This window comes from Dokdonella fugitiva (assembly GCF_004342425.1).
GTDB classification, from domain to species: domain Bacteria; phylum Pseudomonadota; class Gammaproteobacteria; order Xanthomonadales; family Rhodanobacteraceae; genus Dokdonella_A; species Dokdonella_A fugitiva.
The window spans coordinates 288-20,258 of sequence record NZ_SLWQ01000009.1 but is presented as its reverse complement, the minus strand read 5'-3'; the positions used below and the strand labels follow the sequence as shown (position 1 = coordinate 20,258).

The 19,971-nt window shown below is 65.3% G+C and carries 3 protein-coding genes (1 of these 3 cut by a window edge); all 3 read left to right on the top strand.

All coding sequences use genetic code 11. The annotated features are described in order from the left end of the window. Tightly spaced (each overlapping or abutting the next), the 3 genes in view from EV148_RS14815 to EV148_RS14805 form a layout consistent with a single transcriptional unit that may run on beyond the window. Positions 1-8,445, top strand: the end of a protein-coding gene (locus EV148_RS14815; RefSeq protein WP_131999625.1) for a CARDB domain-containing protein. 9,216 nt of this gene lie to the left of the window's left edge; only the last 8,445 of its 17,661 coding nucleotides appear in the window; its start codon lies off the left edge, out of view; its stop codon occupies positions 8,443-8,445. Continuing rightward, positions 8,445-19,313 (top strand): RHS repeat-associated core domain-containing protein, encoded by a 10,869-nt coding sequence (locus EV148_RS14810; RefSeq protein WP_131999624.1) that lies wholly within the window; start codon positions 8,445-8,447, stop codon positions 19,311-19,313. The genes EV148_RS14815 and EV148_RS14810 overlap by 1 nt, the downstream gene beginning before the upstream one ends. Beyond that, positions 19,306-19,971 (top strand): hypothetical protein, encoded by a 666-nt coding sequence (locus EV148_RS14805; RefSeq protein WP_131999623.1) that lies wholly within the window; start codon positions 19,306-19,308, stop codon positions 19,969-19,971. The genes EV148_RS14810 and EV148_RS14805 overlap by 8 nt, the downstream gene beginning before the upstream one ends.

Below are 19,971 nucleotides of genomic sequence, written 5' to 3'. Positions count from 1 at the left end.
AGTCGCTACCGGCTCCGTTTGCGTGCAATCGACGAAGCAGGCAACGCGACTGAGGTCGTGCACGGGATCGAAATCGACGGCACTCCGCCCGTCGCGGTGATCACCGCCCCGAACGATGGAGGGTTCCTGGGCAGCAACGGCAACGTCGACGGCACCGCGACAGACGCGCATTTTGCCGGCTACCGCCTCAGTGTGGTTCCTGCCACCCAGGCCGCGGGTGGACAGTGGTCAGACATCTACAGCAGCACCACGCCTGTCGACGCGGGTCGCCTCGCGACGTTGAGCCTCGATCTCCCCGAGAACGACTATGTGCTGCGTCTCGTAGCGACCGATCGTGCGGGCCTCGTTTCCACCCAGCAGGTTCGCGTGCGAATCGATGCGACACCGCCTCCGGCACCGATCGGCTTGACCGGTCGCGTGGACAACAATCGGGACGTCATACTCGACTGGAGCGCGGTGGCGGCGGCGGACCTGTCGGGCTACCTCGTTTACCGGGACGGTCTGCGCATCACGCCTGCTTCCGTGTCCGGTACGCATCATGTGGATGTCGATGTCCCTGAAGGCTTCCCGCGCTATCAGGTCCGTGCGGTCGATGCCGCCGGCAATGAAAGCGCCCCCAGCAATACCGTCGCGTTGCTGGTCGACCGCACGCCACCCACAGCGCAGATCAACCATCCTGGCCCCGGTGAGCGCGTGCGCGGCATTTACGAAATCGTCGGCACGGCCTCGAGCAGCGACGATTTCAAGACTTACCGCATCACTGCGCAGGCGACGAATCGTCCGGCGGAAGCCGTAGCGATCGCGAACGGCACGTTGGCGGTCCAAGGTGGCCTGCTCGCCGCCTGGAACACGCGCTCGCCGGAATTCCAGCAGGACGACATGGTGCACCTGCGCCTCGACGCCGAGGACACGCGCGGCAATGTTGCGACCGCGACTGCCGACGTGGTCATCGACAACGCTCCGCCGGCCGCGCCGACGGGGCTCGTAGCCAGCATCGTCGGTGCGGATGCGCAAACGCACTGGGACTCGAACGGTGAAGCCGACCTTCTCGGCTATCTGCTGTATCGCGACAACCAACTCGTCAATGCGACCGGGCCGAACGTCCCGGCCGACCTGCGCCCGTTCGCGCTCGCGGATGTCGCCTATGTCGATGCGCATATTGCGGATGGCCGTCACACGTACGTCGTGTATGCGATCGACCGTGCCGGCAACGTGAGCCCGCCGTCATCGCCGGTGATGCTGGATCCGCTCGACAATGCGCCACCGTCGATGACGATCGAATCTCCCGCGGACGGCACGCATTTCGAGGCGTCGGTGACCGTCCTCGCAACCAGTCGCGATACCGACATCACGGAAGTTCGCTATTCGTATCGTGCCGAGGGCGCGGGCGATTGGACCGAATTGGGCGCGCCGCTTACATCTGCGCCGTATCGCATCATCTGGCAACCGGCATCGGATGTCGCGCACGGCAACTATGAAGTCCGCGCCGTCGCGCGCGATGCGGGCGGCCGCGTCGATCCGACGCCGCCGGTCGTGCATCTGGTCTATGCGGACATGACCGCTCCGCCGGCACCGACGAGCCTCGTCGCGCACGCCGATGGTGCCGTGGCCAGGCTCGCCTGGAGCGCGAGCGCGGCGCCGGACCTTGCGGGCTACCGGATCTACCGCGACGGATATGAGGTCGGCACGCTCGACGCGGGGTCGACTGCGTTCGACGATGCCGGCCTCGGGGACGCGCACTACACGTATTCCGTGGTGGCCTATGACAGCAGTGGCAACACATCGGCCTCATCGAACGAGGCGGCAGTCGACGTATTCGGCATCGATTTGGAACAACCCTTCTCACCGACGAAACTTGCTGCCATCGATCTGCGCGGCTGCAGCGCACGCGCCGGCCGAGTCGAACTCCACGTCGAAACGCCGCAAGGCATATCGGACGCAGCGCCAAGCGAGACGTCGACCGCTGGCGTGGTCGCGTTTCCTGGATACGCCCTCGAGCGGGGCAGCAATCACTTCACGATGCGCGTGACCGATCACGCCGGGAACGTCAGTCGCCCCGCCGACGTGTGGGTGGATCGCGGATCGGCGCCTGCCGTGCCGACGGGTGTCGTCGCAACCGTCGACGATCACCGCGTCGAGCTCGGCTGGACGGCGAACTCTGAAACCGATTTGCTCGGCTACCGGGTATTCCGCAATGGCCAGCCACTGGAAGCGGATCGCCTGCTCGGTGAGCTGCCCACCCCGGCCAGTGACGTGGGCGACGCTGCTGCCGCGGTCGACGGCAACCCGCAGAGTTCCTGGGTGGCATCCGTCATCGACGGCGATGCCGAAGCTTCCGATGATCCCACGATCGAGTTCGCGTGGGTCGAACCGCGCATCGTCGTCGGCGCCGATCTCGCCTGGTCGATATTCACCGTGAGCGGCAATTTCGACATGCAAGCCTGGTCCGGGCATGCCTGGATCCAGGTCGCGAGCATGCGCGGGACGCGACAGTCGGATCAGCAGGTCGAATTCGTGCAGCCGTACCGCACTACCCGCATCCGTATCGTGGCGCATTCGACGATGACCGGCACGCTCGGTTACCAGGCCGTCCAGTTGGCCGAGATCCACTTCCGCGAACGCCCGGTTCAGGGTGCGACCAGCATCGCCGACACCGTCACGGATGGCGCTTGGCGGTACTCCGTCTCCGCGCTGAGCACCCTGGCCTTCGAGAGCAATTCCTCGGAACCAGTCACGGCTGGCGCCGGCGACGTACAAGGGCCTGAACCCGTCATGCTCAGCGGTGACCTCGACGGCAATGCCGCGAACCTCAGCTGGACCGCGAGCAGTTCGGTCGACGTTGCGAGGTACAGCCTCGAGCGCGACGGCGAGCCCATCGCTACGGTTGCTGCGGACGAACCGCGCATGTACGTGGACACGGGCCTCCTGCTGGGCGCGCATGAATATGTGGTCCGCGCGTACGATGCCTTCGAAAACGAGGGGCCCCCGTCGAATACGCTCGTCCTGACCGTTCTGGGTGAAGGGCCCGGCGTGCCGCTCGGGGTGACCGTCACGGCGCCGGCAACCGGTGGTGAGCTCGATATCCAGTGGCAGCCAGGCGGCGGAGTGGCCGCGGCAGAATTCGTCGTCCGTCGCGCCTTGCTCGCTGCCGGGCCATTCGAACCCGTCGCCGATGTCGATTCCACGGAGTATCGCGACGCACCACTCACGGATGGCACGACGTACTACTACACCGTCGAGGCCGTCGATGCCGTAGGCAATTTCAGTGGGCCGAGCGAACCGGTGAGCGGAACGCCGCGTGATCGCGTCGCGCCCGAACCACCGGTGCTGACCTACCCGACCGCCGCCGATGCACCACTGACGATGCGCGCGGAAGCGTCGGACGTATGTGGCGAAGCCGAATCAGGCGCTGCGATCGAACTCGAGAGGAATTCGCTGGGTGTCGCATCGACGGTGGCTGCAGCGGCCTATGCTGCGGGCTCGACGACGTCCTCGAACACGATCGCGCTGATGCCCGCCCCGTCCGGCGCTCGCGTCGTGGCAATCGATGATTTCGGCGTGATTCGAATCCAGGACATCGACAACGGGGTCGCGTCGTACGCCTCCGAACCGGGGACGCGGTTGCAAAGCTGGGTATCGCGCGGCGAGGCGCTCTACTATGTATCTTCGTCGGGTCAGTATGTCCGCTGGGAGCCCGGCAGCGCACCCGAACCGCTCGGGGTGCCGATCAGCGCGCCCTCTGCGTTCTCCGTCAATCCACGGGGCACCGCCTATCTGATCGTCGGTGACGACGGGCAGACGGGCGAACATGGCGTGTGGCTGGTCGACGCGGTCGGCGGCCCACGCCGGCGCATCGACATCGATGCCGACTCGGTGAGCCGCGTGTCGCCACCGAACTGGTCTCCGGACGGCGCATACGTACTGGTGGTCGATACGGGTGGAACGCTGCGCCTAGTCGACGCAACCAGCGGCGCGGTCGCAACCGTGTTGCCGCTCGGTGGCGAGGGTGCTACGGCATGGAGCGACCGGTCGCACTTCACCTATGCACGCATGAACGCATACGGTGGCGACGATCTGCAGGTATTCGACATCGCCACCGGCGCGGACGAGCTGCTGCTGACGCGCTACGCTCCGATCGTCGCTCTCGCGTCGTCTCCATCCGGCAGTGTCATCGCCATCCTCGATGACTTCGGCATCGATCTCGTGGACACCGTCGCCGGCTACACGACTCCGCTCGATTCGGCCGCGAGCTACAGAACGATGCTTTCCTGGACCGCGTCCGGACGAATCTTCGCAGGCACGAGCGACCGGTTGGACTACTTCGACCTTCCGGGATGGTTCTGCGCGCGTCGCGTGCCGCTGATGGCGACCAACGTATTCGTCGCGCGTGCTACCGACCCGACAGGAAATCGTGGCTTCGGTTCGCTTCCAATCGAGGTCGATGCGCCTGTGGGGGAACTGCCTGATCTTGCAGTGAGCGAGGGCGACGTGTTCATCGTTCCGGCTACTGGCACGACCAGTGACAGCTATGCAGCGGTCGTTACCGTACACAATCTCGGCTCGATCGACGTCGAGCATCCCTCGCTGGCTGCCACCTTGATCTCGCCCGACGGGCGACGTACGGCGCTCGCCGCTCCGCCCTTGGGCCCGCTGGCGGCGGGCCAGACGCGATCGCTGACATACCCGATCGGAATGCTCGCGTCCGCCGGAAGCTGGCGCGTGGATGTCGCCGTCGATCCGGATTTGTCGGTGCGCGAAAGCAACGAAAGCAACAACACGGCGTCGGCCGCCTTCACGGTGAGCGCCGATGGCGCCCCGGTGCTCGATCTCGCGTTGGGCCGCGCGGTCTTTGCTCCGGGCGAGGCAGTCGTGGGCGACGTCGGTGCGACCGGCACCGGCCTACCATTCACGGGCCGCGTGCACCTCGACGTGCTCGACTCCGGCGGTGCCATCGTCACGGATCTGGGCGACTTCGCCATCGAGGCGCTCGGCTTCAACCAGCATTGGCACAGCGCGATCGCCTGGGACGCACATGGCATCCTTGCAGGCGACTACCGCATGCGCTCCCGCCTGTTCGACCAGGCTGGCCTGGCACTCGACGAGCGGTCAGTGGCGTTCTCCATAAGCGTGCTTCGCCACGTGGTGATCGGGCTCGTTCCCGATGCAGCGACGCAGATTGCGGGGCGCGATGTCGTCGTCCGCACGAATGTCGTCTATACGGACGGCAACGCGATCATCGATGGTGCTCTGCTGCGCCTCGTGGCGCTGGATGCCGGTGGGGTTGAACAATGGCGCCACGAGCAGGTGCTGGGTTCACTGCTCCCGGGCTATGAGCTGTCGCGAGAGGACGAGTGGCCGACGACGGGCCTCTCGGAGGGTGTCTACACGCTGCGACTGAGTCTGGCCGCGCCAGGTTACGAAGCGTCCGTGGATGCAAGTGTCACGTTGTCGGCAGCAGAACCTGCCGTCACCTTGGCTGGAAGCATTGCCTTCGAGCCCGGGACCACGCTCATCGCCGGTGAAGGCGCCTTGATGCGCACCCGTGTTTCCAATTCGGGAACCAGCGCATTGGCTGGCGTGCAAACGCGGGTGCGCATATCCGCTGAGCCGGGGCACGCCCTCGTAAGCGAGATCACCGATGCGTTCGATCTCGGCGCCGGCGAGAGTCATGATGCAGTGTCGGCGTTGAGTGCGCCGCCGCTCGCGCTTGCATCACATGCAGCGATCCTCGAAGCACGCCTGCCGTCCGATCCGATCGGCCAATGGCGCCTGCTCGCGCGCCGAAGTTTCGCGGTCGTCGACGGCCTCCCACCCTCGATAACGGTACTCGCGCCCGTGGCGGCCAGCCTGCAGCCTGCTGTCGTGCCCTTCGTCGCTCGAATCGTCGATCAGCATTCGGGCATATCGCGAGCCGAACTGCGCGTCGACGGCGGCACGTGGCAGCCGGTCAGCGCCGGCCCGGATGGCGCGTACTCGCGTGGGCTTGCCGGACTCGTCGACGGCGGCCACACGATCAGCGTGCGCGCGCGCGATGGTTGGGGCAACGAAACGCAGACGCCGCCGCTGCCTTTCGAAGTCGACGCTTCATCGCCCGTCATCACGATATCCGGTGTCGCCGATGGCGTCTCGTACGGCCAGGCCGTCATTCCTGACGTCACGATCGAGGACCTTCATCTCGCGGAAAGCGAGATCCGCCTCGACGGCGCGGTATTCGTTCCCGGTACTGCCGTCGGTGAGGATGGCAGCCACGTACTGATGGTGCGCGCGGGCGATTCCGCAGGCAACCGCAGCCAGCGCGTGGTGCGCTTCACCATAGATCGCTCGGCGCCCGCCGTCGTCATCGTTGCGCCTGCGGACGGGGCTGTCATCAACGCGCCTTCGGTGGACGTCGATGTCATGACGGAGGCATTCGCCATCACCCGCTTGGGGACGGGAACGTACGAGATCGAACAAGCCGCCGATGACGAGGGGTATGTCCACTTTGCGGGCGTGCCATTGCTCGTTGGCTCGAACAGAATATCGGCCACTGCGCGCGATGCAGCAGGCAACGTGGGTGCGCCGGCCGCGATCACTGTCGTCTACGACCCGATGGTCATCGGGCCCCTGACCGGCAGCCTGCAACCTCCCGGCGCCCAGCTGCCTTGGGGCACGCCGCTCGGCCTGCACGTCGACGTGCAGAACCCGAATGCCGTCGCGGCCGCCGCGCAGCACCTGCGGGTTCGCGTGGCATCAGGCGCGGACACGCTCGCCGAGCACGTGTTCACGCACGACTTCGCGGCTCATGAAACGTATGCGGTCGACGTCCAGTTCGACAGCGGCGGCTGGCCACTGGCCGTGCTTGCACTGCGGCTCGAATTGCAGCAGGGGGCGGACTGGCTGTTGCTCGACGGCCGTTCGATCGAAGTGGTCGACCGCACGGCTCCGCTCGTCGAACTGCTGTCGCCGGTCGAAGCCGATGTATTGCGCTCACCCACGACATTGCGCGCGACGGCAAGTGACGAGCTCAGCGGCATCTCCGAGGTTGAAGCCAGCCTGGACGGAGGCGTCTGGAGCCTGCTCGTCGAAACATCTCCCGGAGTGTTCGAATCCGCGCCGATGGCGCTCGGCGACGGCGACCATGAGGCGATGCTTCGTGCGCACGACGGCGCCGGCAACCCCGGCGAGCGCGGACCCGTGCATTTCGCGATCGATACGCAGCCGCCGCTCATCAATGTCGCAGGGGTCGGTGACGGCGACCTGCTCGCGCATGCGGTAACTCCAGTCATCACGATCTCCGACGCGCATCTGTTCACGAGCGATGTGCGCCTCGATGATCAGCCGTACGTCTCTGGCACCGTGATAGCGGCGAGTGGTGAGCATCGGATCGACGTCCTCGCCACCGACAGCGCCGGCAATGCAGCGACGGAGACGATCTCGTTCATCCTCGATCTCGATGTGCCGTCGGTGGCCTTCATTTCCCCGGCCCCGGGCGCCGTCGTGGCGGTGCCGGCGGTCGATGTGATCGGCGAAACCGAATCCTTGGCGCAAGTGCACCTTTCAGTCGGTTCGTTTGGCGTGGACACGTACGCCGACGCCGAGGGCCGCTTCAGTGTGCTGGCCGTCCCGCTGCAGGTGGGCGCCAATACCATACTTGCTCACGCGACCGATCGCGCGGGCAACGTGGGATCCGATGCGGCGCTCGAAGTGATCTTCCGTCAGCCTGCCGAGGCCGCGGTGACAGGATTCATCCTTCCGTTCGATGCGTCGTGGCCGCAGGCGGTGCCGGTGCTTGCCAGCTACGTCGTACGCAACACGGGAGGACTGGACCTGGCCGCCTTGCCATTACGCTTCGAATTGCGCGCGACAGCTGGCGGCGACGTGCTGGTGGAAGACGCCTTCCAGATCGATTTGCCCGTTGGCGCCGAGATTGCCGGTACGCGCGTGCTTCGCACAACGGCGTTGCCGAGCGACACCTATTCACTGACCTTGCAGGCACTGCTGCCGGCGCCGACCGGACCGACCGCTCTCGATACGGAGATGTTGACGCTGGCGATGACGGCATGCAGTCGTGGTGACGCGCTATTCGCCGACGGCTTCGATGGCGCCGGTGTCATTCGCGATGGCCAGATCTTCTGCGACGGCTTCGATCCTCTGGACACAGTGCTCGCACGAGGCAATGCACCATGGCTCGGTGCATTGGCGTGGCTTGACCTACCCCCGAAGGCAATGCTCGCCGATGCCGATGCCGATGCAGGCCGCGACTGGGCTCATGCCCCAGCGCGGAAAGGCACGCGATTCGTGCCTCGCGGCATGTCGGCGGATCGAGGGCCATCGATGATCCGATCGCCTTCCAGGGCACCCCGGCGCCGGTACGAGTGGTACGCGTTCGTCGAGGAGCGCCATCGCATGCCGCAGGTGCGACCTGCCGGCATGCGCGCGCTGGATCAGCAGAAGGAACTGCACTGATGCACATTCGACTGAAATTGCATTCGCTTGCAGGCATGCGCACGCGACGGGCCTTGGTCGTCGCTACGGCGATGTTCTTTGTGGCGCCGATGACCCCCGCCGATGCAGGGACCGCCGCCCCGCAGCCAGCAGCGGCTGTGGTCGCGCCGGTGCGCGACGCGAGTGCCGGGGTTCCGGCCGACCGGCGTGCCATCGATGCCTTGCTCGCGGGAAGGGATGCGCGCGCGGCAGTCGCGGAAGCGCTTGCCATGGGCATGGCGCCGGCGCCCTCGAAGAAACACATCGCCGCCGGAACCGCGTTCATGGCTTACGCGGCAGCCGTTCGCAGCGCGCGCGACCTGGCCACCCGTACACAGTCGGCATGGCCCGCGGAACGCGCGGGCACCGTCGCGGCATCGCTATCGTCTGCGCTCGCCGACGTCGAGGCGAAGCGCCTGCTCGTGGATGCCCGGCTCGAGCAGATCGATCGGCTGGTCGATGCTCCCGGGCAACCCGCGATCGCGCATGAGCGCTGGCTCGTGCACCGTGAGCGGATCGTCGGAGCGTTGGATCGCATCGAGGCTGCGGCGCAGGATGCCTCGCGCGCACTCGCGCGAGGCGTGACGTCGGACGCAGCCATCGACGCATTCGGCGAGGCGGCCAGCGCGGCGATCGGTGACACGCCGATCTATGGCGCGGCAACGCTACCCGTCTTCAGGCCCCGGCTGGCATCGAGATCGCCTGAGCTTACGCCGGCGGTCACGCCGAGTTACGCGGACGCGAATGATCTCCAGCCGGCGCCAGAGGACTACGCGGCAACCGAGGATGCTCCCCTTTCGCCGACGATCCTCGCGCAGGCCGAGGCGTTGGGACACGACTACGCGCGGATCTTCGATTTCGTTCGCAGCGTCGTGCGCACGCAATGGTATTCCGGCGCGCAGAAGGGCGCCGAAGCAACGTTGCGCTCGCACGCGGGCAACGACGTCGATCAAGCCAGCCTCCTGATCGCCCTGTTGCGCGCCAGTGGTGCGCCCGCGCGCTACGTGCGTGGCGTTATCGACGTACCGGTCGGCGACCTCGCCGTGATGCTCGGCGTGCGCACCGATGACGTCGGCCGGGCACTCGGCGCGGCTGGCGTGCCCAATCGTCCGCTGGTGAGCGGCGGCCGCATCGCGGCTTTCGCGATCGAGCAGGTGTTCGTCTCGGCGTGGGTGCCATACGGAAACTATCGCGGCACTTCTGCAGACCTCGACGGAAGGACGTGGATTCCGTTGATGCCGGCGATCAAGCCGCACGACTACGTTCCCGCAGGGGGCGCGCTCGCTCGCATCGGCTTGTCGCCCGATGAATTCATCGGTGACTATCTCTCCCGGTCACAGGCATCGTCTCCGCTGGACTTGTTGCGCCAGCAGGTGAGCGATCGCCTCTCGCAACTGACACCTCCGGTGGCATATGGAGACCAGTTGTCGCGCCGGGACGTGGACGCACCCGGGCTTGAACTCCTTCCGGCCAGTTTGCCGGTACCGAGCGAAGTGGTCACCGGCGAGTTTTCAAGGCTGCCGGAAGCGTTGCGCCAGCATGCGCGCATCGTCGTGCGTGCAGGGATGGGCGAAGGCGCTGCCGTGGTGTTCGATCGCACGCTGCCCATGGCGCAGTTGCTCGACCGACGCGTCACGCTCTCGTATCAGCCGGCGTCGATCGATGACGGCCGCATCGCCGATCGATATGGAGGCGTTGGAGGGACGCCTCCCTACTTGATCCACCTGCGCCCGGTGCTCAACGTGGCAGGCCAGCCGGCTGCTGTCGGCGACGGCGAGCTCGAAGGCGGCGCCGCGCATCGCATCGAGATTGCGTTCGATGGGCCAGGCGGCACGGTCCATGCGGGACAGCAATTGATCGCCGGCGGCATCAGTGCGCTCGTGTTCGACGCGCAGGACGGTCAGCCGCCCGAGCAGGCGGACGGCGACGTGCTGGTCGGCGAAAGCGAAGCGAAGGCGGCGCGCGTCTTGGCGAACCTCGGCGCTCGCTACATGTCGCAATGGGATCGTGCGGACGACGAGCTCGCCAACCTGGTCGGCGTGAGCGTGATGCAGCCATTTCCCTCGCTTGCGCTCGTCATCAACCAGTACGCGGTAGAGCGGATAGGCGGCGTCGTCGATGCACTGGAGTGGCGAGGCGTCGGCATCGATGCGGCCTTGCGGCCGCGCGAGCCCATCGCGCAGACGGCCGACGCCGCTGCCGCGGCAAACTGGATGGCGCTGGCAGCGCTGCAGGGTTCGGTGCTCGAGCACCAGGTGTTCGAGCAGCAGTGGGCAGTCGACAGCATCTCGGCCGACAAGGGCCTGGCCGTTGCGCGGGAGCAGGGCGTGCCCGTCCTCACCCTCACGCAGGCGAGCGGCACGTCGGGCGTGAACCAGCCGTCCGAAGTGCTCACAGCGATCGCGGGCTGGCTCGCGCTCGGCTACGTGGTCGACGTGCCGCGAGACCCCATCACGTACGAGGCCTGGACCGGTGCAGTCTGGCGAGTCCGTTCCTTGTCGAGTGGTGAAGCGGGCTACTTCATCGCCGGGGCGTTGGCGGGAGGGTCAACGGCCATGCCGCCGGAGCTGTGGTACTTCGGTGATCTCGTCGAGTGGTTGTCCAACCCCTACAGCGAGGATCCGTCCGATGATCCGATGAGTGGCGTCGCGGTCTCGCTGGACGCCACCTCGCAGGGCCAGCAAGGCGTGGTCGACACCGAAACCGCGAAGCCGCTCTACGTGTTCGTGCAGGACCAGGGCGGCAGGCCCGTCGTGGGTGCGCCGGTTCATTTCGTACGCACGGCGGGTTCGGGCAAACTGCTCGACGCCAATTCCCTGCCGGTCGATGCGTTGATCGTCCCGACGGACCGGCATGGCGTAGCCACGGCGCGCTATCGATTCGGCCAGAGGCAGGTCGACAATGGCAACTTCCTCGTCCTGCCGGATCGGCCGCATCCGCAGTGGGTGGAAATCCAGCAGATCGATGTCTTCGCCGACTCCAATCTCGGACCGTTGCGCGCTGGCGAGCCGTATCGCGCCTACGCGCTGCCCGACCAGCCGGCAACCATCGACCTGCAGGGTCGAACCCAGGATCAACTCAATCCCGGCGTGGGCTACGACTACGCGAACGTATTCGTCAAGGATCGCTTCGGCAACGGGATCGCGAATGTCCCTGTGAGCGTGGAGGTGGCGACGCAGTATGCGCCGCTGTCGTGTACGGCCGAGCCTACGCCGGTCGACGTGATCGACGCGACGCTGTTCACTGCGGGCCAATGCCCCCAGGATCTCTTGCAGCTGACCGGCAACGGATGCGCGACGCCGGCGCTGTCGCTCGTCTCGGAATCATTCGGCAGCACGTTCTTCGTCGTACCGCCCGCGACGGCGTTGGCGACTCTGACGATTACGGCCTCCGGTGCGGGAACCACGGCGGCGATGCAACTTTCGACGTACGCGGGCTTCGATCCCTGCCGCAACACGAGCATGTCCCTTGCGGTGGCTTGGACCTACGCCCCGCGCCTGGGCGCTTTGCCGCAGGCGAGCAGCACATATGTCGAGCCGCTCGATGCCGCGCCGCCAGGTGACATCCTTCAACAACGCACCGACTTCTGGGAGGCCGACCTCGTTCGCGGCACGCACGCGGGCGTGCTCTGGCGGCCCATCGAGGGAGCGAGGTTCAGTGCGCAACTGACCAATGGCGTCCTCGAGGACGCACACGAGACCACTGCCGGAAGTTACCTCGTCGACCTGCGTGCCGGCACGCCGGGCAGGATTCACGGCCAGATCTGGGCGAATCGCTCGACGAATGCGGGTGCGCCGACGCTGGTCGCCACTCCGGCGGTACCACGAGACGGCACCGACCTGACCTACGGCTGGGCAGTGGATCTCCGACCGCCGACAGTCGCCCCCATGCCAGTCCCGTTGACCCCGTTCGGCGTCACCGACACACCGATGCACTTGGCCGACGCTGGTTTGCCGGGTGAGTACGTCGCCTCACCGGCGAGCATCGAATTCCTGCAGGGCGACGAAGTGCAGTTCGCATGCAGCGCGCCCGCGCTCGCACTCGGCAACCATACGTGCGACGTTCCGCGCGGCATGAGCATCGATCCGGACAAGCACTACAGCATCCGTACCGTACTCAACGACGGCACGCCATTCCGGTTGGAATCTACGCGGACACCGGTTCTGTTCGGCAGTGACATCGTCGCTGGTTACGGCATGCTGCCGCATGTCGACGCCGGTTCACCGCCCTCGCCGGGTGGCCCGCCCGACGCCGCCGATGAACTCGCGCTCGTCCAGGGACGCTTCCCGACGGCGCTTTCCATGCGTGACAGCATCGATGTTCCGAGTGGCTACGCCTGCATGGGCAATGCGCGCTTCGCCTACGTTCTTGCCCGGGACGCGACCATCACCTTGACATTCAGCGGTGTGCGGCCTGACGGCAGCACCGGAACGGTTGCATGGACGGCACTCGATGGCGTCATGAAGGCGCGCGGCTTCAACGACGTCGCGATCACGTCTTACAACCTCCCCCTGGGCGACTACAAATACGTACTCACGGCCGTCGCCGCGGATGGCACGACGGAGAGCTACGCCGGCGTGCTGGCGCATCACATCGAGCATCGCGACGCGCTTCCTCTTGCGCATTCCCTGGTCAAAGGCGTCGATGTATTTTCCGGCGGAGCGGTCGTGCCCGAGGAGGACATCGCCGTTGGTGGGCGCGGCCCTGGGCTGCGCCTGACCCGCACTTACTCCTCCTTGGCTGGCGACGAGCGCACCCCATTCGGTCGCGGCTGGTCGTCCGATCTGGATGCGCAGGTCGTCGTCGACGAATGCAATACCCGCATCGTGACCGGTACTGCGGGTCAAGGCCAGCGGTTCGCCCCGGTGAGCACTGCAGAGGGCGCAACCACGTTCGAGGCAATCGGCGGATATCACGGCATTCTCGTGCAACGCGGCGAGGCATACGACTTCTACGCAAAGGACGGTACCCGCTACCACTTCGCCCAGCCCGACGTACGCGGCCCGCGACTCAGCTACGTCCAGGACCCAAATGGCAATCGCATCGGTTATCGATACGACGTCAGCCAGGGCGCTCCGCGCGTCCAGCGCATCGAGGATGCAGCTGGGCGGTACATCGATCTCGTCTACGAGGTCAAACATGTGCAGTCGCAGGTCTCCGGTTTCACGATCGATGAAACATTCCCGGTCGTCAGCATGGCGAAGGGGTCCGGGGGCCTCATCCTGCGCTACGACTACGATGAGGCCGGCAACCTCGTGCGCGCAGTTCGCGCTGACGGCGGGGGGCTTGGCACCCGGACGCGCGAGTACGCCTATTCCGATCTTGGCGGCGAGTACGGGGCCGGCCCGGGTGGCCAGCTTCTCTACTACCGCTACGGATTTCGCCTCGTGGAGGCGAAGAATGCGGAAGACCAGGCCTCACGTCGATATGCATACACCCGCGGCTTCACTTCGGTCGACATCGGCGATGGCCACACGCTGATCGAGCCCGTCCAGCGGGTGATGAGCCTGACCGAGCCAGATCAGGGCGTAACCACATTCACCTATCCCGAGGTAAGAGGCACCGGCCCTGTCACGACCAACATCACCGACCCTCGTGGCAAGCCCATCCAGTACGCACTCAATCGCTATGGCGCCGCCGAATCGGTGACGGACGCGGCGGGGACCACCACGACGACCTGGGACCTCGCGCACCGCCAGCCGGCGAGCATCACCGACGCCGTCGGTACCACGACGAGCTACACCTATGACGCCGCCGGCAACAAGACGTCGGAAACCATTCAGCACGCATCCGGCGTGATCCATCGCGGCTGGACGTACGAGCCGGAGTCCGCATTCGTCGTTGTTCACATCCGCGATCGCGTCGCCGTCGCCACCGACGGTCGTGGTCTCGCGACGACGTACGCGTACGACGAGCGCGGCAACCGTGTTGCGACCACACGCGGCGGCGTCACGGAGCGAGACGGCTACGACGCCAACGGTGACCATTCCAGCCACATCGACGGCTTGGGTCACGCGTGGCTGTGGCGCTACGACGTCTACGGTACGGAGCGGGAAATGGAAGATCCGCTGCATCACGTCGTCGCCAGCGTGTTCGACGAACGAGGGCGGCGCACCAGCGTCATCGATGCGAATGGCCATCGCACCAGCTGGTCGTACGACGCCATGGATCGCGTCCTGCGTACCACGCTGCCGGCGACCGAGGCGGGCACTGCGACGGAGGTCGTTTCCTACGATGACGCTGCGGACACGCACACGGACACCAACGCCAATGGCCACTCCACCGTGTCCTCGTTCGATGCGATGGGTCGATTGATCCGCGTGCGCCGTCATGATGGCAGCCAGCGTAGCCTCGACTACGACAAGAACGGCAATCTCGTGCGCGAAACGGACTTCGAGAACCACGTCACGACGCATGTCTATGACGACGCGAACCGGCGCACCGGGACGCATGAGCCGGAAGGTCGTACGACGCTGCGCACTTACGATGCAGTCGGCCACGTATTGACCGTGACGATCGGCGAGGGTGCCGACGCATCCGGCCAAACGCGCCAGACGACCTATCGGTACGACCATCCTCTCTACCTGCGCACGCTGGTGAGTCGTCGCCTCGACGCAGCGACCACCGCGGATGAGCACAGTGAGTACGATGCCAACGGCAACCCTGTCCGGGTCGTCGATGCGCTCAACCGCGCGACCCTGTTCCACTATGACGATCGCGACCGGCGCGACCGCGAAGAGGCATCACTTGGCAGGGTCATGACCACGGTCTACGACGATGCCGACCGCATCGTCTCACAGACCCTCGCCGGGCCCGGCCTCGTGCCTCAAGTGCGCCGGCGCGAATACGACGACGCCAACCGCATGGTCGCGGCAGTCGATGCGGAGGGAGGTCGGCGTACGACGGGCTACGATGCAAAGGGCAACGTGACGAACCGCAGTGACGCGCGCGGCAACATCACGCGCTATGAATACGATGCCCGCGACCGCATGGTGCGCGAAGTCGGACCGGTTGAAGGGCAGCTCACGACGAGCGCATACGACCTCGCCGGCAACAAGATTCGCGAAACGTGGGCAAACGGCAACGTTCGTACGCTGACCTACGATGCCCTGGAGCGACACACGGCAACGAACGACAGCGTCGGGCCGGTCGAATCATTCACCTATACGGCCAACGACGACGTGGCAACGCATACCGACGCGAATGGTCATGTGACGACGAACCACTATGACGGCCTGCGCCGCCTCATAGGGCAGGATCTGCCGCCGGTAGATGGCCAGCCGCGGGTCGTGCAAAGGGTGCTCGATGTCCATGGGGATGTCGTATCTGAAATCGACCCCGGTGGTCACTCGACCACGCACGTCTACGACGCGCTCGGCCGCAGGATTTCGACGACCTTGCCCGCGATCGACGGCGAGCCGGCCGCAATACTGGAAACGGGATACGACCTGGTCGGCAATGTCACGACGGAAACCGACGCGCGTGGCAATACGACCTCATACTCCTATGACGACCTTGATCATCGAACTGCCCAGATCGACCCGCCCACACCGGACGCATCAGGGGCCCCGGGCGCCATCGACGGCCGCTTCACGCAGCACTGGACGTACGATGCCGCAGGAAACGTCCTGACGCACGCGGATCGACGCGGCATCGTTACGGCAACGGCATACGACCGCGAAAACCGCGTGCGCACGGTGACGCGTGACGGCCTCGTCACGAGCACGCGCACCTACGACGCTGACGGTCGTATCAAGACCGATACGGACGCGCTTGGCCGCGTCACGACCGATACGTACGACGCGGCGGGGCGAAAGATCAAGGAAGAGCGTCCGCTCGGCTTCGTGCGGTCATGGACGTACGATCCGATCGGCGACGTGCGCACCGAGACCGATGCGGACGGCCGCACGACGGCGAGGACGTACACGCCACGCCGGTTCCTCGAGACGGAAACCAACGCTGCGGGTGAAACGACGACGTACGGATACGACGCAGAAGGCCACCGCACGTCGATGCGCCGGCCGCTTGGCGACACGCATACATGGAAGTATGCCTACGACGAGGGCGATCGCCTCGTCCGCGTAACCGACCCGATCGGCACCTTGAGCGGTGCAAGCACGACATTCGGCTACGACCTCGATGGCAATCTGACGTCGCAAACCGATGCCAATGGAAATACGACGACCTTCGCGTTCGATGCGCGGCATCGCCGAACGGGCCTGACATATCCCCCGACGGGCACGGGCGCAGCGTCGGTGCATTGGACGTACGACGCCGACGGCAACCTCGCCACGCGGACGACGCCGAACGGCAGGACCATCATCACCACGTTCGATGCGCTGGACCGCGAGACCTCGGAAACCGTCTCCGCGCCACTGCCGACCGAGATCGCCAGCACGATCTGGCATCGGGACGGCAATGGCAACGTGACGGCGATCGACGAGACGATCAACGGCACGCCGCGGCATGCAACGCGCCACTACGACGCCTTCGACCGCATCGACGCGGACACCGATGTCCACGGCAAGAGTCTGGTGTATGCCTACGACGCCGTCGGCAACCGCACCCAGCTCGCCAGCGACGGCCAGACCACGCAGTGGAGCTACGACGCCCTGAATCGCAACGACGCGGTCACCGTGCCGGGGCAGGGCACGACCACACTGGCCTATTTCCCGAGCGGCAAGCCGCGCGAGGTCACGCGCCCCGATGGCAGCACGAGCACGACGGCATATGACGCAGCCGGTCGAGTGGCGTCGATCGTCCATGCCAAGGCAGGCAGCGAGATTGCCCACGAGGCGTACACGTACGACGCCAACGGCAATCGGATCGAGCAGAAGGAAGCCAACGGCGCGGTGACGCAGAACGTCGAGCAGGTGACGACCTATGCCTATGACGAAGCGGATCGCCTGACGGACACGACGACGCCGGACCGCGCCACGCATTATGTGCTCGATCCGACCGGCAATCGCACGCACGAGACGATCCGCGATGCGGGCAATGCCGTCATCGGCGACAGTACGTTGGCCTACAACGCCCGAGGCCAGCTCACGACACGCGACGACACGGCCACGAGCCTGCACGTCGAGCTGACCTGGGACGCCGACGGCAACACGCGAACCGAGACGGACGCATCGGGTACGCGCACGTTCACCTACGATGCGCGCGACCGGCTGATGACGCTGGAGCAGCCGAACGCCCCGCCACTCGGCTTCGACTACCAGACCGACGGCCTGCGCATCGCCAAGCGCCAGGGCAGCCAGGAGACCCGCTACCAGTACGACCAGCAGAGCCTGCTGGCCGAAACCAACAGCATCGGCAACCCCCTCAGCCGCTATCACTACAGCGCCACCCAGCTGATCAGCCGCACCGAGGCCGGCAGCACGCCGACCCAGCGCCACTACCTGCTCGACAGCCTCGCCACGCCGATCGCGCTGCTGACCCAGCAAGGCGCGATCAGCAGCCGCACGAAATACGACGCCTGGGGCGAGATCGTCACCCAGCAGGACAGCGCCGGCACCGTCACCGCATCCAACACCGACGGCACCACCGCCGACCTCACGCGCACCGACCGGCAACCGATCGGATTCACCGGCTACCTGACCGACCAGGAAAGCGGCCTGTACTACGCCAAGGCGCGCTACTACGACCCGCGGATCGCGCGGTTCACGTCCGAAGACCCGGAAGAAGGCAAGGCGATGCAGCCGCCGAGCCTGCACCGATACCTGTATGCGTACGCGAATCCGACCATGTACATCGATCCCACAGGAAGGATCGCCGCGCTAGTGAATGGCGCGGACATGCTGTCGTCCTGGAACGAGTCACTCCGCGACCTAGCCGCACGGCAGGAGCACAACAAGGTCGGAAACACGCTAAGTCTACTCGGGCCTGGGATCGGGCGAGGTTTCCTCTCCCTGACCGAGGGAGGGCTGCGCGCTGTGAACGCGCTGGTCAACGTTGGCGTACTCGCCAGCGCGACCGTCGCCAGCGCGATCGGCTTCAATCCAACCTACGCGGATGGCCCAGCAAGGGAGCTGATGGGCTCGGAGCAGGCGGTTCGTCAAACGGCTGCATATCTCCGTGACGACGGCCTGTTCAGGACATACGATCGAGCGGTAGCCGACACTACGGAGGCATTCTCGGGCGATCCGGCGGCAATAAGCGATGTCGGCGCTACACTCACGACGTTGGCGGCACCGACGCGGGTCGCCAGCATTGCAGTCGACTCAAGCATCGTCCATGGTACGGCCGCCGTGGGTCGGTTCACCGAGAAGGTGGTGATCGGTGAGGCTGCTGACGGCGTGGGCTTTTCCGCGGTGGATCTGGGGGTTGTCAATGACCTCGAGTACGGATTCTCGAGGGGTGGGCATGAGCCGGTTTCTCACAAGCCATATGTATCGCAAGCTGGTGCTGAATCACATTCGCTTGCAGGTGTTGCAAACAGCGCAGCCTCGCCGTTTAAACTCGGAACGGCATTTGAAGATGCTGGTGTAGCGCGTGCTTCCGCTGAAGCCTTTGAACAGCGCCAAATGTCACGCCGGCTGTCGGTTCGTGCGTTTAACGACAACGGCAATCTGCTCCCGGGTCGAACCCAGCTCGATGCTGCGGGTATTCGAGCGGATACTGGCGAATTTGGGGCGCTGGAATTCAAGCTTTCCGAAAACGCACCCTTTACGACTCGTCAGCTTGAACACTTCCCGTACTTACAAAGAAACGGTGGTGTCGTAGTGGGCAACAATGGACGGGCAATTGGTTTGCCAGCCGGCTCGGTGCTTGAGCCGTTTAGCATTGGAAGAGTGACGGGCCCTGGCCTGCCTGCTCCGGAAAATTGGTGGATGCATCTGTATGAATAACGCTGAAAAAGTTCTCGTCGAGCAGTTGGCACCAGCTTTGACTGGTGCCGGGTTTAAGTGGCTAAAAGCACGTGAAATGTTCGTTCGAAAGGAGCCCTACGGCTTCTCGAATCTGTCGTGGACCTCTCACTCGACAAATGATGAGGGGGGCAGGCTCGAGCTTGGCCCAGTCTTGGGTGTCCGCCACGATATGGTTGAGGATGTGGTGAATGAGCTCGGCCTGGTCTATGGGGACGGTAATAAAAAGTTCACTACAACGGTTACTCGAGGGCTTGGCCTTTTCCCCTTTAGCGAAGGCAGGGACGACAAGCAGTACATTCGTCTAGCCTCCGCTGATGCAGACATTAGGCGTGCTGCTTCCAACATCGCAGCCATGCTCGATGGCGAAGGGGAAAAGTTCTTTAAGCAATACTCGTCTTTGCTGGAATGCTCGCGTGGGTTAAACCACCCGATTGAGTCGAAGACGCACTCGCTATGCAACAACTTCCCTCGAAGGGCGTATTATGGGGTGGCGGCCGCCTTTTTTGCAGAGAACAGTCGGGTGCCAGAGTTGGTTCGCCAATACCTTGAATTTGCCAAGGGTGTGCAGCCGAATCAGTACGACCAAATCTCTAAGCGGCTGGATCAATTGCTCGCTATTGCGCAGTCCAAACGGTAA

Coding starts and splice junctions, on each gene's coding strand:
- EV148_RS14810 (WP_131999624.1), top strand. CDS start 8,445: ATGCACATTCGACTGAAATTGCATTCGCTTGCAGGCATGCGCACGCGA.
- EV148_RS14805 (WP_131999623.1), top strand. CDS start 19,306: ATGAATAACGCTGAAAAAGTTCTCGTCGAGCAGTTGGCACCAGCTTTG.